We start from the raw sequence: 17,846 nt of genomic DNA on the forward strand, positions 1-17,846 counted from the left end.
GTGCGGGCGGCCCCGCATCAGCCCCATCTGTGAAAGATGAAGAAGGCCCCCAGCGCGATGAAGGCAAAGCCGACCGCATGGTTCCACGACAGCGGCTCTTTCAGAAAGAACACCGAGAACAGCGCGAACACCACAAGGGTGATGACCTCCTGGATGGTCTTCAGTTCGGCGGCGGAAAAATAGCCGTGGCCGATCCGGTTGGCGGGCACCTGAAGCATGTATTCGAACAGCGCGATGCCCCAGCTGATCAGGATCACGGCGATCAGCGGGGCGGTCTTGAACTTCAGGTGGCCATACCAGGCAAAGGTCATGAACACGTTCGAGGCGATCAGGAGGCCGATGGTCACCAGCGGAACGGGCAGGGCAGGGAAGGGCATCGCGGACTCCGGTTCAGGGGGGGCGGTGCAGGTGTGGCGCGAGGGCGGGCGGCTGGCAATGCTTAGCAATTTTGCAATTAGCAAAATATCTTGGGACAATGATATGCAAATTATCCGGAAACCACTTTCTGCCACCCGCAGCACCCGGTAAGGTGCGGCAGTTTCACGGGGGGGGGCAAGGCCATGAAGGACATTCTGCAACAGCTTGAGGACCGTCGCGACATCGCCCGGGCCGGCGGGGGCGAGCGCCGCGTCGCCGCCCAGCACGCAAAGGGCAAGCTGACCGCCCGTGAACGGATCGAGCTTCTGCTGGACGAAGGGTCGTTCGAAGAGTTCGACATGTTCGTGGCGCACCGCTGCACCGATTTCGGGATGGCGCAGGAACGCCCGCCCGGCGACGGCGTCGTCACCGGCTGGGGCACGGTCAACGGTCGCATGGTCTATGTCTTTGCGCAGGATTTCACCGTGATGGGCGGGTCGGTGTCCGAAACCCATGCCGCCAAGATCTGCAAGATCATGGACATGGCCCTGCAGAACGGCGCCCCGGTCATCGGGCTGAACGACAGCGGCGGCGCGCGCATCCAGGAAGGCGTCGCCAGCCTTGCCGCCTATGGCGAGGTGTTCCAGCGCAACATCATGGCCTCGGGCGTGGTGCCGCAGATTTCGGTGATCATGGGGCCCTGCGCGGGCGGTGCGGTCTATTCGCCGGCCATGACCGACTTCATCTTCATGGTGAAGGATTCGAGCTACATGTTCGTGACCGGCCCCGACGTGGTGAAGACGGTCACCAACGAACAGGTCACGGCCGAAGAACTGGGCGGCGCCTCGACCCATACCCGCAAATCCTCGGTCGCGGACGGCGCGTTCGAGAACGACGTGGAAGCCCTGGCCGAAGTGCGCCGTCTGGTCGATTTCCTGCCGCTGTCGAACCGCGAGCGGGCGCCGGTGCGGCCGTTCTTCGACGCGCCCGACCGGACCGAGCCTTCGCTCGACACGCTGATTCCCGACAACCCGAACCAGCCCTACGACATGAAGGAACTGATCGCGAAGATCGCCGACGAGGCCGACTTCTTCGAGATCCAGAAAGACTTCGCCGCCAACATCATCACCGGCTTCATCCGGCTGGAGGGCCAGTCGGTCGGCGTGGTCGCCAACCAGCCGATGGTGCTGGCCGGGTGTCTGGATATCGACAGCAGCCGCAAGGCCGCGCGTTTCGTGCGGTTCTGTGACGCATTCGAGATTCCGATCCTGACGCTGGTCGATGTGCCGGGCTTCCTGCCGGGCACCGGGCAGGAATTCGGCGGCGTGATCAAGCATGGCGCGAAGCTGCTGTTCGCCTATGGCGAGGCGACAGTGCCGAAGGTGACCGTGATCACCCGCAAGGCCTACGGCGGCGCCTATGACGTGATGGCATCGAAGCACCTGCGCGGCGATTTCAACTATGCCTGGCCCACGGCAGAGATTGCGGTGATGGGTGCCAAGGGCGCGGTCGAGATCCTGTATCGCGCCGAACTGGGCGACAAGGACAAGATCGCGCAGCGCACCAAGGACTACGAGACCCGCTTTGCCAACCCCTTCGTGGCCGCCGAAAAGGGCTTCATCGACGAGGTGATCATGCCGCATTCGACCCGCCGGCGGGTCGCCCGCGCCTTCGCCTCGCTGCGTGGCAAGAAACTGACCAATCCGTGGAAGAAGCACGATAACATCCCCCTCTAGGCAGATGCGAACAGGGGGAATTCATGGGGCAGGAAACCGGGCCGGTGCCGGTCGAACTGGAGGGCGCGCGAATCGAGCCGGGCGACGGCGCGCCGATCGTGGTGCCCTCGGGCCAGCCGGTGATGTTGCAGGACGTGATCTGGAACGAACCCGGCCCCGAGGGGCTGACGCTGCGGTTCCGCTTCGTGGCACCCCAGATATCGCGCATGGGGGGCACGGTCGATTTCGATACGGCGGTTGCGGACATGCGGGCACTTTGCGAAAGCTACGCCCTGCCGCGGATCGCGGACCTTGGCCCGGAACCCGCGCAGATCATCGTGTCGATGTCGGACATGCCGGTGCCGTTCGGCGAGGCGGCGCCCGAGGCGACACAGTTTTTCGAGGCCTTCACCGTGCAGGAAGGGGCCTGCATATGGGAAATCTTCTGATGAAAACACCAGATGTTGCGATTTTTACCCCCGTGGCGGGCGGGCCTGATGTAGCAGGGTCACATACCGCCGACTTGCACCTTTCCGCGTGTCATTCCCCTGGCAGATCGGATATGGTTTTTTCAGGCCGAACCCAAGCGGCCTTCGCCTCGCATCGGGGGCGGCGGAAGCGACTGTCATTTCCGCCGACTCTCCAAGAACATAGGAGTAGAGGATGTCTAAGAGCACTCAGATCATTCTGTCGCTGTGCATGGTTGCCTTCGTGGCCGGCTGCGCAGCCAAGAAGCAGGAAGTCGTTTACGTGGACGAGCCTGTCACGACCGAACCGGTCTACACCGGCAAGTACAAGTAAGCCTTCGGGGCGGGCCGCGCGGGTCGCAGAGACCCGGCTCGCCCCCAAACCTCCTGCCTGCCGGGCGGGGGGTGTGACATGCTGAAGCATCGCGGCTTTCCGGGCCGCCTTCCCAGCACCGACCATCAGTTCGTGATCCGCCACGCCCACAAGGCAGGGGCGGCAAAACTGATCAAGCGTGAACGATTCCGCGACCGCAAGGCCACCGACCGTGCCGCCGACAGCGGTTTCATGGCCGCGCTCTGGGCGCATTTCGGTGAAGAACCGTTCGAGCGCGGCAATCTGGACGCGGGCCGCCTGTCCTGGCTGTTCGGCCGCGAGGTGGTGCCCGCCGAAGACCCGTTCGACCCCGAAAGCTATGACGCCCTGCTGCGCATTGACCGCAAGCGCGCCGAGGCGTCATTCCCCGAGGTCTTTGCCCCCGGCGCCGCACCCGTTTCTGCGGATGATGACGAGTTCGGGGACGATTAGGCATGTTTCCGCGCAACCCACGGGCGTTCCGGCAGAGTTTCGCGCATCCCCCCGCGGATGCCGCGAATGGCTTTGCGCGACGCGGGGGCGTTGGGCATCCTGATGACAGGGCGGCTGCACGAACGGCAGCCCCGTTTCCGGCGGACCTTTCCCCTGCAAACTGGCCTGGCCCGCAACGGGTCGGGCCGCTTTTGCGGCCCCGTCGTGGCGCAGATGCGCGGCGGTCCGCCGATGCGGCGCCAGCAGCCAGTTTTGAATTGTCCTTCCCGGATTTCCGGGTAGATTCTGCCCACATAACAATCCCCAATGGAGGCAGAGCAACTTGCGTATTTCCCCCCTTCTTCTCGTGGCAGTCCTGGCAACCGGCCTGGCTGGCTGCATGCAGACCCCGACCGAGCGCGCCATGGTCGGCGGGCTTGCCGGCGTCGCCCTTGCCGATGCGACCGACAACAACATCGTTGCGGGCGGTGCGCTTGGCGCGCTGGCCGGTGCCGCATCCTGCGGCGTTCCGGGCCTGCCCGCCTGCTACTGACCTGACGGCCGCCGCGCGCGGCCTTTCATGCTGCATCAAGACCATCCGGGCCCCGCGCCCGGGTGGTCTTTTGTCATTTCCCGCCCCCGCCGGGGTGGTGCCACAGAAGGGACGACCATGTTCAAGAAGATCCTGATCGCGAACCGGGGCGAGATTGCCTGCCGCGTCATCAAGACCGCCCGCAAGATGGGCATCAAGACGGTGGCCGTCTATTCCGACGCCGACCGCAACGCGCTGCATGTCAGCATGGCGGACGAGGCGGTTCACATCGGCCCGGCCCCCGCCGCGCAATCCTACATCGTGATCGACAAGATCATGGAAGCGGTGCGCCAGACCGGCGCCGAGGCGGTGCATCCGGGTTACGGATTCCTGAGCGAGAACATGAACTTCGCGGCCGCTCTTGAAGCGGCTGGCGTGGTGTTCATCGGCCCCCCCAGCCCGGCGATCGAGGCGATGGGCGACAAGATCACCTCGAAAAAGCTGGCGATGGCGGCGGGCGTTTCCACCGTGCCGGGCCACATGGGCCTGATCGCGGACGCGGACGAGGCGGTGAAGATCGCCGCCCAGATCGGCTATCCGGTGATGATCAAGGCCTCGGCCGGCGGCGGCGGCAAGGGGATGCGCATCGCCTGGAACGAACAGGAGGCGCGTGAGGGCTTCGAGTCGTCGAAGAACGAGGCGGCGGCAAGCTTCGGCGACGACCGCATCTTCATCGAGAAATTCGTGACCCAGCCGCGCCACATCGAGATTCAGGTGCTGGGCGACAAGCACGGCAACATCGTCTACCTGCACGAACGCGAATGCTCGATCCAGCGCCGCAACCAGAAGGTCATCGAAGAGGCGCCCTCGCCCTTCCTTGACCCCGCAACGCGCAAGGCGATGGGCGAACAGGCCTGCGCGCTGGCCCGGGCGGTGGGCTACACCTCGGCTGGGACGGTGGAATTCATCGTTGACGGCGACCGCAACTTCTATTTCCTCGAAATGAACACCCGGCTTCAGGTCGAACACCCCGTGACCGAACTGATCACCGGCGTCGATCTGGTGGAACAGATGATCCGGGTCGCGGCAGGCGAGGCGCTGCCCTTCGCGCAGGACGATCTGAAGATCAACGGCTGGGCGATGGAAAGCCGCCTTTACGCCGAAGACCCCTACCGCAACTTCCTGCCCTCGATCGGGCGGCTGACCCGCTACCGCCCGCCGGTCGAAAGCGCCACCCCCACGGCGGTGGTGCGCAACGACACCGGCGTGTTCGAGGGCGGCGAGATCAGCATGTTCTACGACCCGATGATCGCCAAGCTTTGCACCTGGGCGCCAACCCGGCTGGAGGCCATCGAGGAGATGCGCCTGGCACTCGACACGTTCGAGGTCGAAGGCATCGGCCACAACCTGCCCTTCGTTGCCGCCGTGATGGACCATCCGCGCTTCGTGTCGGGCGACATCACCACCGCCTTCATCGCCGAAGAATACCCCGACGGCTTCCAGGGCGCCACGCTCGACGCCACCACCCTGCGCCGCATGGCCGCCGCCGCCGCCGCGATGAACCGGGTGGCCGAGATCCGTCGCACCCGGATTTCCGGCACGATGGACAACCACGAACGCAAGGTCGGCGTGAACTGGGTGGTGACCGCGCAGGGCGAAAGCCACGCCGTCACCATCGCCGCCGACCGCGAAGGCTCCACCGTCAACTTCACCGATGGCAGCAGCCACCGCGTCACGTCCGACTGGACGCCGGGGCAACCGCTGGCGCGGCTGTCGGTCGATGGCGAACCGCTGGTGATGAAGGTCGGCAAGATCCCCTCGGGCTTCCGGTTGCGGCTGCGCGGGGCCGACCTGAAATGCCACGTCCGCACCCCGCGCCAGGCCGAACTGGCGGCACTGATGCCCGAAAAGGCACCGCCCGACACCTCGCGCTTCCTCCTCTGCCCGATGCCGGGCCTGATCGTGCGGATCAACGTGGCCGAGGGCGACGAGGTGCAGGAAGGTCAGGCGCTGGCGGCGGTCGAGGCGATGAAGATGGAAAACGTGCTGCGCGCCGAACGCAAGGGCGTGATCAAGAAGATCAACGCCGTGGCCGGGGCCAGCCTGAAGGTTGATGACGTGATCATGGAGTTCGAATGACCGCTCACCTGCCCGACGGGTGTTTCTCAAGCTCCTCCTGGCGCACCAGGGGGAACTTGTCGATGGCGCGGGTGATCTCGCGCACATCCCAGGGCAGGGGCTTGCGCATCTTGGCCTCGAAATCCTTGTCCATCAGCACAAGGCTGAAGCCGCGCGGCCGGAGTTTCAGCCGCAGCGCGCTGCGCGCGTCCGGATCGGTGTCGGTGATCACGATCACGTCGCGCGCCGCCAGTGCGGCGGGGTCTGCCGCCAGCAGGGCCATCTGGCGCTGGAACGCCGGGTCGTCCGGGCTGTCGGCAAAGACCACGATCGGCCGCTTGAGCCAGAGAAGGTCCGCCACCACCACCTCGGCGGCGGGGACAGGGGCCTCTCCCGCAAGGGCGGCCAGCGGCATAAATGCTGCAAGAACAAGAATGTGAAGTGGTTTCATGCGTCCTCCTGAGCCCTAGATATAGGGTGGGGCGCGGCAAAACCAAAGGACGTTTCCCGGCTTTCGCCGGACCGCAGGAAGGATGACCCCGATGACCGACGCAACCGAAGGCTGGCGCAAACTGGCCGAGAAGGAACTGAAGGGCCGCACTCCCGACAGCCTGACGTGGAACACGCTCGAAGGCATTGCGGTGAAGCCGCTTTACACCGCCGAGGATGTGGCGGGGCTGGACCACATGGGCTCGATGCCCGGCATCGCCCCCTTCACCCGCGGCGTGCGCGCCACGATGTATGCGGGCCGCCCCTGGACGATCCGGCAATACGCCGGCTTTTCCACCGCCGAGGAATCCAACGCCTTCTACCGCAAGGCGCTGGCCGCCGGGCAGCAGGGCGTCTCGGTCGCCTTCGATCTCGCAACGCATCGCGGCTACGACAGCGATCACCCGCGCGTGGTGGGCGATGTCGGCAAGGCCGGCGTCGCGATTGACAGCGTCGAGGACATGAAGGTGCTGTTCGACGGCATTCCGCTGGAAAAGGTCAGCGTTTCCATGACGATGAACGGCGCGGTGATCCCGATCCTCGCATCCTTCATCGTCACGGGCGAAGAACAGGGCGTGGACCGGCGGCTGCTGTCCGGCACCATCCAGAACGACATCCTTAAAGAGTTCATGGTGCGCAACACCTACATCTATCCGCCCGAACCCTCGATGCGGATCATTGCCGACATCATCGAATACACCGCAGCCGAGATGCCGAAGTTCAACTCGATCTCGATTTCCGGCTACCACATGCAGGAAGCGGGCGCCAATCTGGTGCAGGAATTGGCCTTCACGCTGGCCGACGGGCGCGAATACGTCCGCACCGCGATTGCGCGCGGCATGGATGTCGATGCCTTCGCCGGGCGGCTGTCGTTCTTCTTCGCCATCGGGATGAACTTCTTCATGGAGGCGGCGAAACTGCGCGCCGCCCGGCTGCTCTGGCACCGCATCATGACCGAATTCGGCGCGAAAAAGACCGAAAGCCTGATGCTGCGCACCCATTGCCAGACAAGCGGCGTCAGCCTGCAAGAGGCCGACCCCTACAACAACGTGGTCCGCACCGCCTACGAGGCGCTCGCGGCAGCCCTCGGCGGCACCCAAAGTCTGCACACCAACGCGCTTGACGAGGCGATGGGCCTGCCCACCGCATTCTCGTCGCGCATCGCGCGCAACACGCAGCTGATCCTGCAGGAGGAAACCGGCATCACCCATGTCGTCGATCCGCTGGCCGGGTCCTACTATGTCGAAAGCCTGACCGCGCAACTGGCCGAGCAGGCCTGGTCGCTGATGACCGAGGTCGAAGAAATGGGCGGCATGACCAAGGCCGTGGCCTCGGGAATGCCGAAACTGCGGATCGAGGAATCCGCCGCACGCCGCCAGGCCGCCATCGACCGGGGCGAGGATGTGATCGTCGGTGTCAACAAGTATCGCCTCGCCGCCGAAGACCCGATCGACATTCTCGACATCGACAACGACGCGGTGCGCGAAGCCCAGGTCGCCCGGCTGGGCCGGATCCGTGCCACCCGCGACGCCGCGGCGGTCGAGGCGGCGCTGGCCGACCTGACGCACCGCGCCGAACATGGCGGCAACCTGCTCGAGGCGGCGGTGACCGCCGCCCGCGCCCGGGCCTCTGTCGGAGAAATCAGCATGGCGATGGAAAAGATCTTCGGCCGCCACCGCGCGGAAGTGAGAACCCTGTCGGGCGTCTACGGCGCCGCCTACGAGGGCGACGACGGTTTCGCCGCGATCCAGAAGGACGTGGAAGCCTTCGCCGAGGAAGAAGGCCGCCGCCCGCGGATGCTGGTGGTGAAAATGGGCCAGGACGGCCACGACCGCGGCGCCAAGGTGATCGCCACCGCCTTTGCCGACATCGGGTTCGATGTCGATGTCGGGCAACTGTTCCAAACCCCCGAGGAAGCGGCGCAGGATGCCATCGACAACGACGTGCATGTCATCGGCATTTCCAGCCTCGCCGCCGGTCACAAGACCCTGGCCCCGAAACTGGTGCAGGCGCTGCAGGCGGCCGGGGCGGGCGAGATTCTGGTGATCTGCGGCGGCGTCATCCCGCAGCAGGACTACCAGTTTCTCTACGATGCCGGCGTCAAGGCGATCTTCGGCCCCGGCACCAACATCCCGGCGGCCGCGAAGGATATCCTGTCATTGATCCGCGCCAACCGGCCCTGATCCGCTTTCATCTTTGCACAAGTATCCTCGGGGGTGCGGGGGCAGACAGCCCCCGCTCTGCCCTCGACACTGCAACGCGGCGGTCAAAGATCGACTTCAGGCCCGCGTGGCACAACCGGCGCGATTTCGGTCGGCAGCTTGCGGCGGATGATGATGTCGCCGTTCGGCAGCTTTTCCGGCGCGTGGTAATTCTGCAGATCGTCGATCATCGCGGCCAGCGCCTGCACCGCAGGCTTCATCTCGGCCATCGCCTCGGCCATGCCATCAAGCGCCGGTTCCATTTCCGACATCAGGCCGCGGAACAGCAGCTTGGCGCCCCTTTCCATCAGGCTGAGGCCGTCCTCCTCCGCCGCAGGGGGGGGCGCAACCTCCTGCGCCAGCGCGGGGCTCAGCGCGAGACACAGAACAAGCGGGGCAATCATCTGTTTCATGCGCCCAACATAGGCGATGCGCGGTCCGATTTCCAGATGGGCGTCACAGCGCAAGCTCCAGCGTCACCGGAAAATGGTCCGATGCCGCCAGCAGCGCGTCGCGCAACGCGGGCTCTTTCCAGCAGGCCGGATCGTTGAACGGATGCCAGATCCGCCAGCGTGGCGCACCCGCCGCCAGATCGGGCGACACCATGATGAAATCCAGCAGCGCCTCGAAGAACCGCTGCTGTGGTGCCAGGTAGAAGCGGGCGGTGGTGGGGGTGACGCCGACCCGCTGGGTCAGCGCCATCTGCGCATGGGGGTCGTGCAGGCGCAGGGCGGGCTCGGCGTCGCTGCCCAGCACGATCTCAACCCCCGAGCGGCCGAACAGCTTTTCGTATTCGTCCAGCCCCGGACCGTCGTTCAGGTCGCCCAGCACGATCACGCTGTCGCCCGCCGCCAGATGCGCCTCGATCCGCCCCCGCAGCCAGATGCATTGCGCCAGCTGCTTGCGGCGGTTGTCGATCGACAGGCGCAGGCCCTCGGCGTCGGTGCGCGCACCGTGCGGGGCCTTGGACTTGGCATGGACCCCGATCAGCCGCAGGCTGTGCCCTCCGACCATCACCGCCAGTTCCAGCGGCGGCTTTGAAAACCGGATGGTCTCGGGGGCGGCGTCGGTGTCCAGATCGTAGCGGAAAGCGCCGTCGAAGCGCGGCACGGTGGCCACCAGGCCCTTGCCGGGCGCCGTTCCCTGCGGGTCATGCGCCACCCTCAGCCGGTCAGGGTCATAGAGGAACGCAATCTCCTGATCGGTTTCCGAGGGAAAGCCGATCACCACCCGCCGGGCGCGCAGGCCGGCTTCGGCGGCAAAGCGTTCCAGCGCCCGCACGGTGGACCGGCGGCGGCCCTGGTTGGGCGCCTCGATCACCATCACCCCGTCGGCGTCAAGTGCGGTGAACACCCGGGCCAGAGCGGCCAGCTGTTCCCCCCGCGTCACGCCATAGCGCCCGGAAGGGCCGGCATCGGCCAGCGGGCGGTCATTGTCGTCGAACAGCCCGTTGAACCATTCGACATTGTAGGACGCCAGCCGCAGCACGGTCATGCCGGGGTCCGGGCGGCAATCTCGGCCCAGGCCTCGTTGATCGCGATCAGGCGGCGTTCGGACAGTTTCACCGCCTCGGGCGGGACCCCCCGCGCGATCATCCGGTCGGGATGGCTGTCGCGCACCGAGCGTTTCCAGGCGGCGCGCGCCTCTTCCAGCGTGGCGCCCGGCGCCAGCCCCAGCACGTCATAGGGATCACGCGGCGCATCCGCGACGAAACGGGCGCGCAGCCCGCGAAAGCAGCGGTCGCCAAGGCCGAAGATTTGCGACACCTCGGCCAGGAACGCGTCTTCCTTCGGGTGATACTGCCCGTCGGCCAGCGCGATGTGAAACAGCCCCTCGACCAGATCGGTCAGCACCGCATCCTCGCCCCGGAACATGGCGCGAATCTTGCGGGCATAGGTGTCGAATCCCGCCACGTCCTGACGGGCCAGATCGAACACCCGTGCGGCATTGCCCTCCTCGCCGGGCGGTATCGCAAAGACCTGCCGGAAGGCCGCAACCTCGTCGCGCGTCACGGTGCCGTCGGCCTTGGCCATCTTGGCCCCCAGCGCGATCACCGCGATGGTGAAGCCGACCGAGCGTTCGGGGCTGCCGCGCAGCCGGTCGAACAGCCCCTCGAACCCCTCGCCGGAGGCAAGGGCCGTCAGGGCGTCTCGGATGCGTTCCCAGAAGGTCATGGTCCAAACATAAACCGCGCGGCGGGGGATGTCAGGTGAGGAATTTCTGCATCAGCACAAGGTCGAACCAGCGCCCGAACTTGTGGCCCACCTCGCGCAGCACCGCCACCTCGGCATAGCCGCAGGCGGCGTGGAAGGCCCGGCCTTGCGGGTTCCCGCCGCTGACCCCGGCGAAGATGGAATGGGCGCCGCCAGCGCGGGCATGATCTTCGATCGCGGTCAGCAGCGCCCGGCCCAGCCCCCGGCCACGCGCGGCCTCGCCCAGGATGATGGTGTGTTCCATGCAGCGCGCATAGCCCACCCCGCCGCGGAACTGCCCGTAGGTGGCAAATCCCGCCAGCGCGCCGTCAGCCTCGGCCACCAGCAGCGCCTGGCCGGCAGCGGTCCTGTCGGACAGTAGCCGTTCCAGATCGGCCAGAGTCTTTTCCGCAGAATTGAAGGTCACCAGAGTTTCGCGGATCACCGGGTTCCAGATCGCCGCGATGGCGGGCAGATCGGCGGGGCAGGCGGGGCGGATCATTCCAGCACCCGGACCCCGTGCGGCGTGTCGAAAGTGGCGCGCATCGCCTTTTCCGGGCCGGGCAAAAGGACCAGCCGTGCGTCGTCGAGTCGCGGGCCGAGCAGCGCCGCAAGCGTGTCGGCCGACGGGTGTGCCACCTCCAGTCGCCGCAGCCGAACCCCGGCATCGGGCAGCGCCCGCGCCGGATGCGCCGGGCCCTGCCATTCGATCAGCGCCGGAAAGCAGCCGTCGAACGGCAGGCGGCCATCGGCGGGCACCGCCATGCGCCAGCGGTAATCGCCGCGCGCCAGCGCCACCGGCACGCCGACGCCTGCGGGCGAGGCCGCAACCTCGGCCTCCAGATCGTCGCAGCGCGCCACCCAGTTGGTCAGGCGCGGCTGCCCGGCGAAGGCATCCAGATCGAACCAGCGCGGCCAGGCGGGGCGGGGCGCGGCGGGGTCGGCCGCGATCACCTCCAGATACAGATCCCCCAGCCCCAGCAGCCGGTTGTGGGTCGCCATGTGCGGATGCTGCCCGCCGCCCGCCAGCGCCACGCCAAGGGCCGCCTCCACCGCCGCCACACCCTCGTCCAGCGTCAGGGCCGACACGGCCAGATGATCGAAGGCCAGCATGTCTCAGGCCTCGGGCATGGTGACGCGGCCGGTGGCGCGCAGCGCCTGCGCCAGCGCGTTGAACCGTGATTGCGCCACCTCGCCGAACAGCCCCTGACCGCGCTCCGTCAGCGCCAGTTCCAGTTGCCGTTTCTTCGGCTGCCAGCGCAGCGCGCCCGCGGTTTCGGGGTCGGCGATCGAGAACATCGCGCCGAAGCGCATCGCCTTGCCCAGCACCTCGGCCTCGCGGATCTCGTCATCCGACAGCAGGCGGAACAGCGGTTCCAGCCGCGACCCGGCGCGCGAGTTCTTGTAGCGGTGCAGCAGCGACAGGCCCAGAAACACCCGCCCTGGATGGTCGAGCCCGCCAAGGTTGGCGCGTGTCGCGTTGTCGAAACAGACCTCGGCGCGGTAATCGGGGTGGGCGCGCCAGGTGGTGTCATGCAGCAGGCACGCCGCCTTGATCAGCCGCAGCCGGTCGGGGGCGGCGTCGCAGAACAGGGGTTCGAGAAAGGCGAACAGCTTCTTGCCGAAGCCGGGCATCCGCGCCGAGGTCGCCTCGGCCACCCGCGCCGCCTCCAGCAGCGGGTCGCGGGCGCGCAGCCGCTCGGGCATCTGTTCATAAAGCACCCCTTCGCGGATGCCATAGGCCGAGATGTCGATTTCCGACGGCTTGAACACCCGCACCAGTTCGCGCAGCACCTCCACCGCCAGCGGCACCAGTTCCATCCGGTCGGAGGAGGTGCCGGTGCGCGCCCGCAGCACGGCATGGTCGGACGTGTCGATCCAGTCGAGGGTGTCGAGCAGGGCGGCGGGCATCATGCGGTATTCGTGCAGCACGGTCAGCGGATAGGCGCGCCGGTCCATGTCAAGCCGCCCGATCACCCGCCAAGAGCCGCCGACCAGATAGATCCGTTCGCCCTCCGACCGCAGCTTGTCCTTCAGGTCTTCCAGAATGGCCGCGATATGGGCCTGACGCTTCTTCGGCCCGCCCTCGACCTGCTGCAGCCGGAACGGCCCCAGCGCCGAGGTGGCCCGCCTGCCGACCTTGCCGCCCCCGATCCGTGCCAGTTCCATCGAGTTGCCGCCGATGTCGCAGACCATGCCGCGCGCCTCGGGCCAGCCCAGCAGCACGCCCTGCGCCGACAGCCGCGCCTCTTCGTCGCCGTCGATCACCCAGAGCCGGAGCCCGGTTTCGCGCAGCACCTCTGCCTGGAAGTCGGGGCCGTCGCTGGCCTCGCGCACCGCCGCCGTCGCCACCACGGTCATCGGAGAAATGCCCATGCCTTCGGCCAGCAGGGCAAAGCGGCGCAGGGCCATCAGCGCCCGCACCCGGCCGCGCGGGTTCAGCACGCCGGTTTCCGCCAGCCCCTGACCCAGACCGCACATCACCTTCTCGTTGTAGAAATACGCGGGCGACCGCGCCGCGCCGTCGAACACCACCATCCGGACCGAGTTCGACCCGACATCGACCACCCCGACCCGGCTCAGCGCCCGGGCCGAGGGGTCTTCGAACAGGGGGCGGCCAAAGGGACCGACCTCGCCCGCGTGGCTGCGGCTTTCGACGTCTGCGGGTTCTGCCATGGCATCCCTCTGCGGTTGAGTCGCGGCGGACCATGGGGCCTTGGCCGCACGGCGTCAATCCTGTGCAAGGCTGCCATGGTCAAGGTGTTGACCAAAAAGGGAAACTTTCAGACGATGGACTCATCCCGCGGGTGCGCCAGATGCGGCACGTCCTTGGCCCCGGCCGTGCCGCGCCCGGAAAGCGACGGGTTTTCCATGAAGAACGTATGGCAGTTGAACAGCGCCTCGGTTCCCGCCTGAAGATGGCGGCTGTAGCGACCGTCGGGCGACAGCACCCAGCTTTGCGCCTCGTCCGCCAGATTGGCGGCCATGATCTGGCTGACGATCTGCGCCTTGACGGTGGGGTTGTGCGCCTCGACCAGCGTTTCGACCCGCCGCGTCAGGTTGCGGCCCATCCAGTCGGCCGAGGACAGGAACACCCGCGCCTTCTTCGACGGCAGCCCGTGGCCGTTGCCGAAACAGACGATGCGGCTGTGTTCCAGAAAGCGCCCGACCACCGACTTGACCCGGATGTTCTCGCTGAGGCCGACCACGCCGGGGCGCAGGCCGCAGATGCCGCGCACCACGAGGCTGATCTTCACCCCGGCCTGGCTTGCGGCATAAAGCGCGTCGATCACTTCCGGCTCGATGATGCTGTTGACCTTGACCCAGATTTCGGCTGGGCGGCCGGCGCGGGCATGGTCGGCCTCGGCGGCGATCAGGTCGAGCAGGCGCGACTTCAGGCTGATCGGGGCGATCGCCAGGTTTTCCAGCCCCTCGGGCTGCACATAGCCCGACAGGTAGTTGAACACCTTGGTTGCATCGCGCCCCAGCGCGGGGTCGCAGGTGAAGAACGACAGGTCGGTGTAGATCCGCGCGGTGATCGGGTGGTAGTTGCCGGTGCCGTAATGGGTGTAGGTCACGAGGTTCTCGCCCTCGCGCCGCACCACGGTGCTGATCTTGGCATGGGTCTTGTAGTGGATGAAGCCATAGACCACATGCGCCCCGGCCCGCTCCAGCCGGCGGCTCTGGCGGATGTTGGCGGCCTCGTCGAAGCGGGCCTTCAGCTCGACCAGCGCCGTCACCGACTTGCCGGCCTCGGCGGCCTCGCAAAGTGCTGCGACAATCGGGCTGTCGTGGCTGGTGCGGTAGAGCGTCTGCTTGATTGCCAGCACGTTGGGGTCGCGCGCCGCCTGTTCCAGAAAGCGGATCACCAGGTTGAACGTCTCGTAGGGGTGGTGCAGCAGCATGTCCTTCTGGCGGATCGCGGCAAACATGTCGCCGTCGTGATCCTCCACCCTTTCGGGCACGCGCGGCGTGAAGGTCGGCCACAGCAGGTCGGCACGTGCCGAGAGCACCAGTTCCTTCAGGTCGGCAATGCCAAGCAGGCCGCGCACCTCGACCACCTCGTCCTCGGTCACGCCGAGTTCGGCCATGATCAGCGCGCGCAGTTCGGCCGGGGCTCCGGCCGAGATCTTCATCCGGATCACCTCGCCGCGCCGCCGCCGTTTCAGCGCGGTCTCGAATTCGCGCACCAGGTCTTCGGCCTCGTCCTCGACCTCCAGATCGCTGTCGCGCAGCACCCGGAAGGCGCAGTGGCCACAGTCGGTGTAGCCCGGGAACAGCATGTCGAGATGCAGCAGCAGCAGTTCTTCCAGCGGCAGGAAGCGGTGCTCGCCCGGCTTGGCGGGCAGCGCCACGAACCGCGCGATCTGCTGCGGAATCGGCAGCAGCGCCTGCAGCGTGCGGTGGTCGGTCATCCGTTCCAGTTCCAGCCCAAGGCAGAAGCCGGTGTTGGGGATGAACGGGAAGGGATGCGCCGGGTCGATTGCCAGCGGCGACAGCACCGGGAACACCTTGTTCAGGAAATGCGCCTCGAGAAACTTCAGGTCGCGCGCCGTCAACTTGGACCGGGTCAGCAGGGTGATGCCCTCGGCCTCCATCTCGCGTTTCAGCTTCTTGAAGACGATCTGCTGCGACCGCATCAGGCGGCGGGCATCGGTGTCGATCAGGACAAGCTGTTCGGCTGGGCTGCGCCCGTCTTCCGACAGGGTGGCATTGCCGCTGCGCGCCAGTGCGCGCAGGCCCGCCACCCGGACGGTGTAGAACTCGTCGAGGTTGGTTGCCGAGATCGACAGGAAGCGCATCCGTTCCAGCAGCGGCACCGCCGGGTTCGACGCCTCTTCCAGCACGCGCCAGTTGAAGGCCAGCCAGCTCAACTCTCGGTTGAAGAACCGCCGCGGGCCGGCGGTTTCCTCGGGGCCCAGCACCTCGGGCGTCGGGAAGGGGGAATTGAGGAAATCGGCTTCAGTGTTGACGGGCTGGGCGCGGCGGGAAACGATCGGCATGGTGTCAATATCCTTTGCCCGCATCGGGCCTTTCGATCAGGTCGGCGGCAAGTTGGCGGGTGATGGCGCGGCCCTCGGCCAGGGCATGGGCATCAAGCCGGGCGACAACGGCACGGGCGGCGTCGAACGACCGGTCGATGCGCTGCACCAGCCAGGGGATCAGCGCAGGCGGCACGGCAATCTGGCGGTCAGCGAACTGCTTGACCAGCACGGCCGACAGCAGCGCGTCATCGGGGCCGCTCAGCCGGATCAGCGCGGCCGACTGCATCCGGCTGGCAAGGTCGGGCAAGGTCAGCCCCCAGTCGCGCGGCGGGCTGGCGGCGGTGACCAGCAGCGCAGCCCCCGCGGCGGCCGCGAGGTTGTGCAGATGGAACAGCGCATGTTCGCCGCCGGGGCTGGCGGCCAGCGTCTCGGCATCCTCGACCGCGACGGCGCCGCGCGCCAACAGCGCGGGCAGGTCGGCCGCACCCAGATCGCCCGCAGCTACCAGCGCCGCCCCGGACGCCTGCGCCCAGACATGCGCGAGATGGGTCTTGCCCGCCCCGGCCGGCCCCACCAGCAGCATCTTGCCCTGCGGCCAGTCGCGCCAGCCATCCAGCGTGGCCAGCGCCAGCGCATTGCCGGGCGACACGAAGAAATCGCAGCGCCCCAGCGCCGCGCGGGTCGGCAGATCGAACGCCAGCTGGCGGTTCACCCCTCGTCCTCCTGCTGTTCCAGGGCGGCGCGGCCGCGATAGAGCAGGCTTTCCTTGTAGCGCATGATGCCAAAGCGGGTCAGCACCCCGAACGAGGCCGCCACCGGCACCGCCACCAGCATCCCGACAAAGCCGAACACCGTCCCGAAGGCTGACAGCGCGAACAGCAGCCACACCGGATGCAGCCCGACCGAACTGCCCACCAGACGCGGCGTGATGATGTTGCCTTCGAGGAACTGCCCGAAAGCGAAGATCAGCGCCACCAGCCCGATCGACAGCCAGTCGCCCCAGAACTGGAACAGCGCCAGCCCGATCGCCAGCGCGCCGCCGACCAGCGCCCCGACATACGGGATGAAGGTGATGGCCCCGGCAATCGCGCCGACCACGATGCCGAACTGCAACCCCGCCAGCATCAGCGTCACCGAATAGAAGGTGCCCAGCACCAGACAGACCGAAATCTGCCCGCGCACGAAGGCCGCCAGCACCCGGTCGATTTCCGACGCGAGGTGACGCACCACCGGGGCATGGTCGCGCGGCAGCCAGGCGTCGATCTTGGCCACCATGTGATCCCAGTCGAGCAGCAGGTAGAACGACACCACCGGCACCACGACGATGAACACCACCGCGTTGATCACCCCCAGCGCCGACCCCAGCAGCGAATTGGCCAGTTTCAGCCCCTGCGCCTGGATCGTGGCGCCGATCGACAGCAGGGTCTTGCGGATGGTCGAGGTCTCGTCGGTCAGCTCGGGGAACCGGTTCATCAGGAAGGTCTGCAACTGCTCGAAGATCGCGGGGGTGGCGTTGATCAGCGCGGTCAGCTGGCTGACAAGGGTCGGAATTACCGCCAGCACCAGCAGCACCGCCACCATCGCCATGCCGAGCGAGATGATGGTGGTCGCCAATACCCGACTGATGCCCGCGCGCTGCAGCCGGTCGGCCAGCGGGTCGAGGAAATAGGCAATCGCCCCGCCCACGATGAAGGGCAGGATCACGCCGCCCAGAAACCACAGCACCACCAGAAATGCGAGCGCGGCGACGCCCCAGTATTTCGCCTGTTGCTGGATCGGCAGGGCCATGTGGCGGCATCCTTTTTTGTTATCCCGTCATATTGCCCCTGCGCGCCAGCCTTGCAAGAGGCACCCGGCCCGCAGCAGCCCCCCGAATCCCGCCGCGCGACCATGGGATGTGCCTGTGACAGGAACGTGATGGTCGGGGGGCATCGGGCATTCTCCCACTCCGCAACGCCCGCGCAAGACCGGAAAGACGCGCCGCACCTTGCCCGGAAGCGGTGGAC

18 protein-coding genes are annotated in these 17,846 nt (G+C 66.9%); 7 read left to right on the plus strand and 11 right to left on the minus strand.

What is annotated here, in order from left to right; translation table 11 throughout:
• Positions 1–17 precede the first annotated feature (17 nt).
• Positions 18–377: a DMT family protein gene (locus tag RNZ50_09715; protein ID MDT8855286.1), complete on the minus strand. Its 360-nt coding sequence runs from the start codon at positions 375–377 to the stop codon at positions 18–20.
• Between the two features lie 183 nt (positions 378–560).
• Here RNZ50_09715 and RNZ50_09720 point away from each other — a divergent pair, with 183 nt between their 5' ends.
• From RNZ50_09720 to RNZ50_09745, 6 genes are all read left to right on the plus strand, one after another.
• Positions 561–2,093 (plus strand): acyl-CoA carboxylase subunit beta, encoded by a 1,533-nt coding sequence (locus RNZ50_09720; protein ID MDT8855287.1) that lies wholly within the window; start codon positions 561–563, stop codon positions 2,091–2,093.
• Between the two features lie 23 nt (positions 2,094–2,116).
• Positions 2,117–2,521 carry a DUF6497 family protein gene (locus RNZ50_09725; protein ID MDT8855288.1) on the plus strand — a complete coding sequence of 135 codons (405 nt, stop codon included), beginning with the start codon at positions 2,117–2,119 and terminating at the stop codon, positions 2,519–2,521.
• 214 nt (positions 2,522–2,735) lie between these two features.
• The gene (locus RNZ50_09730) at positions 2,736–2,873 is read left to right on the plus strand and encodes a hypothetical protein (protein MDT8855289.1); all 138 of its coding nucleotides are present in this window, start codon (positions 2,736–2,738) and stop codon (positions 2,871–2,873) included.
• 78 nt (positions 2,874–2,951) lie between these two features.
• On the plus strand, positions 2,952–3,344 hold the full coding sequence (locus RNZ50_09735) for a hypothetical protein (protein MDT8855290.1): 393 nt from the start codon (positions 2,952–2,954) through the stop codon (positions 3,342–3,344).
• 379 nt (positions 3,345–3,723) lie between these two features.
• Positions 3,724–3,876 (plus strand): hypothetical protein, encoded by a 153-nt coding sequence (locus tag RNZ50_09740; GenBank protein ID MDT8855291.1) that lies wholly within the window; start codon positions 3,724–3,726, stop codon positions 3,874–3,876.
• Between the two features lie 117 nt (positions 3,877–3,993).
• Positions 3,994–5,994, plus strand: a complete 2,001-nt coding sequence (locus tag RNZ50_09745) for an acetyl/propionyl/methylcrotonyl-CoA carboxylase subunit alpha (protein ID MDT8855292.1) — start codon at positions 3,994–3,996, stop codon at positions 5,992–5,994.
• 4 nt (positions 5,995–5,998) lie between these two features.
• Here the strand turns inward: RNZ50_09745 and RNZ50_09750 are convergent, their stop codons facing one another.
• The gene (locus tag RNZ50_09750; protein MDT8855293.1) at positions 5,999–6,424 is read right to left on the minus strand and encodes a DUF4174 domain-containing protein; all 426 of its coding nucleotides are present in this window, start codon (positions 6,422–6,424) and stop codon (positions 5,999–6,001) included.
• A 91-nt stretch (positions 6,425–6,515) separates the two neighbouring features.
• Between RNZ50_09750 and scpA the strand changes: the two genes are divergently transcribed.
• Positions 6,516–8,645 carry a methylmalonyl-CoA mutase gene (gene scpA, locus RNZ50_09755; GenBank protein MDT8855294.1) on the plus strand — a complete coding sequence of 710 codons (2,130 nt, stop codon included), beginning with the start codon at positions 6,516–6,518 and terminating at the stop codon, positions 8,643–8,645.
• 83 nt (positions 8,646–8,728) lie between these two features.
• Here scpA and RNZ50_09760 read toward each other — a convergent pair whose 3' ends face one another.
• The 9 genes from RNZ50_09760 to RNZ50_09800 all read right to left on the minus strand — a co-directional run bounded on the left by RNZ50_09760 (position 8,729) and on the right by RNZ50_09800 (position 17,628).
• A complete protein-coding gene (locus RNZ50_09760) occupies positions 8,729–9,076 on the minus strand; it encodes an AAA+ family ATPase (protein MDT8855295.1) in 348 nt (115 codons plus the stop codon).
• Positions 9,077–9,119: 43 nt separating this feature from the next.
• Entirely contained in the window at positions 9,120–10,157 is a 1,038-nt protein-coding gene (locus RNZ50_09765; GenBank protein ID MDT8855296.1) for an endonuclease, read from the minus strand.
• Positions 10,154–10,837: a molecular chaperone DjiA gene (locus tag RNZ50_09770; GenBank protein ID MDT8855297.1), complete on the minus strand. Its 684-nt coding sequence runs from the start codon at positions 10,835–10,837 to the stop codon at positions 10,154–10,156. The genes RNZ50_09765 and RNZ50_09770 overlap by 4 nt, the downstream gene beginning before the upstream one ends.
• 31 nt (positions 10,838–10,868) lie before the next feature.
• Positions 10,869–11,357, minus strand: coding sequence for a GNAT family N-acetyltransferase (locus RNZ50_09775; protein MDT8855298.1), 489 nt, complete (start codon positions 11,355–11,357; stop codon positions 10,869–10,871).
• Entirely contained in the window at positions 11,354–11,968 is a 615-nt protein-coding gene (locus RNZ50_09780) for a VOC family protein (GenBank protein MDT8855299.1), read from the minus strand. Before RNZ50_09780 ends, RNZ50_09775 begins: the two co-directional genes overlap by 4 nt.
• A gap of 3 nt (positions 11,969–11,971) precedes the next feature.
• Entirely contained in the window at positions 11,972–13,531 is a 1,560-nt protein-coding gene (locus RNZ50_09785; GenBank protein ID MDT8855300.1) for a Ppx/GppA family phosphatase, read from the minus strand.
• 107 nt (positions 13,532–13,638) lie between these two features.
• Positions 13,639–15,858 (minus strand): RNA degradosome polyphosphate kinase, encoded by a 2,220-nt coding sequence (locus RNZ50_09790; GenBank protein ID MDT8855301.1) that lies wholly within the window; start codon positions 15,856–15,858, stop codon positions 13,639–13,641.
• Positions 15,859–15,862: 4 nt separating this feature from the next.
• Positions 15,863–16,552 (minus strand): DnaA/Hda family protein, encoded by a 690-nt coding sequence (locus tag RNZ50_09795; GenBank protein MDT8855302.1) that lies wholly within the window; start codon positions 16,550–16,552, stop codon positions 15,863–15,865.
• Positions 16,549–17,628, minus strand: a complete 1,080-nt coding sequence (locus RNZ50_09800; GenBank protein MDT8855303.1) for an AI-2E family transporter — start codon at positions 17,626–17,628, stop codon at positions 16,549–16,551. The genes RNZ50_09795 and RNZ50_09800 overlap by 4 nt, the downstream gene beginning before the upstream one ends.
• Positions 17,629–17,846: the final 218 nt, after the last annotated feature.

Source organism: Paracoccaceae bacterium Fryx2 (genome assembly GCA_032334235.1).
In the GTDB taxonomy this organism is placed as follows: Bacteria; Pseudomonadota; Alphaproteobacteria; order Rhodobacterales; family Rhodobacteraceae; genus JAVSGI01.

What these genes read in the sequence shown, in the direction of transcription:
- RNZ50_09715 (MDT8855286.1), bottom strand. Translation starts at nt 377, where the DNA reads ATGCCCTTCCCTGCCCTGCCCGTTCCGCTGGTGACCATCGGCCTCCTG.
- RNZ50_09720 (MDT8855287.1), top strand. Translation starts at nt 561, where the DNA reads ATGAAGGACATTCTGCAACAGCTTGAGGACCGTCGCGACATCGCCCGG.
- RNZ50_09725 (MDT8855288.1), top strand. Translation starts at nt 2,117, where the DNA reads ATGGGGCAGGAAACCGGGCCGGTGCCGGTCGAACTGGAGGGCGCGCGA.
- RNZ50_09730 (MDT8855289.1), top strand. Translation starts at nt 2,736, where the DNA reads ATGTCTAAGAGCACTCAGATCATTCTGTCGCTGTGCATGGTTGCCTTC.
- RNZ50_09735 (MDT8855290.1), top strand. Translation starts at nt 2,952, where the DNA reads ATGCTGAAGCATCGCGGCTTTCCGGGCCGCCTTCCCAGCACCGACCAT.
- RNZ50_09740 (MDT8855291.1), top strand. Translation starts at nt 3,724, where the DNA reads ATGCAGACCCCGACCGAGCGCGCCATGGTCGGCGGGCTTGCCGGCGTC.
- RNZ50_09745 (MDT8855292.1), top strand. Translation starts at nt 3,994, where the DNA reads ATGTTCAAGAAGATCCTGATCGCGAACCGGGGCGAGATTGCCTGCCGC.
- RNZ50_09750 (MDT8855293.1), bottom strand. Translation starts at nt 6,424, where the DNA reads ATGAAACCACTTCACATTCTTGTTCTTGCAGCATTTATGCCGCTGGCC.
- scpA (MDT8855294.1), top strand. Translation starts at nt 6,516, where the DNA reads ATGACCGACGCAACCGAAGGCTGGCGCAAACTGGCCGAGAAGGAACTG.
- RNZ50_09760 (MDT8855295.1), bottom strand. Translation starts at nt 9,076, where the DNA reads ATGAAACAGATGATTGCCCCGCTTGTTCTGTGTCTCGCGCTGAGCCCC.
- RNZ50_09765 (MDT8855296.1), bottom strand. Translation starts at nt 10,157, where the DNA reads ATGACCGTGCTGCGGCTGGCGTCCTACAATGTCGAATGGTTCAACGGG.
- RNZ50_09770 (MDT8855297.1), bottom strand. Translation starts at nt 10,837, where the DNA reads ATGACCTTCTGGGAACGCATCCGAGACGCCCTGACGGCCCTTGCCTCC.
- RNZ50_09775 (MDT8855298.1), bottom strand. Translation starts at nt 11,357, where the DNA reads ATGATCCGCCCCGCCTGCCCCGCCGATCTGCCCGCCATCGCGGCGATC.
- RNZ50_09780 (MDT8855299.1), bottom strand. Translation starts at nt 11,968, where the DNA reads ATGCTGGCCTTCGATCATCTGGCCGTGTCGGCCCTGACGCTGGACGAG.
- RNZ50_09785 (MDT8855300.1), bottom strand. Translation starts at nt 13,531, where the DNA reads ATGGCAGAACCCGCAGACGTCGAAAGCCGCAGCCACGCGGGCGAGGTC.
- RNZ50_09790 (MDT8855301.1), bottom strand. Translation starts at nt 15,858, where the DNA reads ATGCCGATCGTTTCCCGCCGCGCCCAGCCCGTCAACACTGAAGCCGAT.
- RNZ50_09800 (MDT8855303.1), bottom strand. Translation starts at nt 17,628, where the DNA reads ATGGCCCTGCCGATCCAGCAACAGGCGAAATACTGGGGCGTCGCCGCG.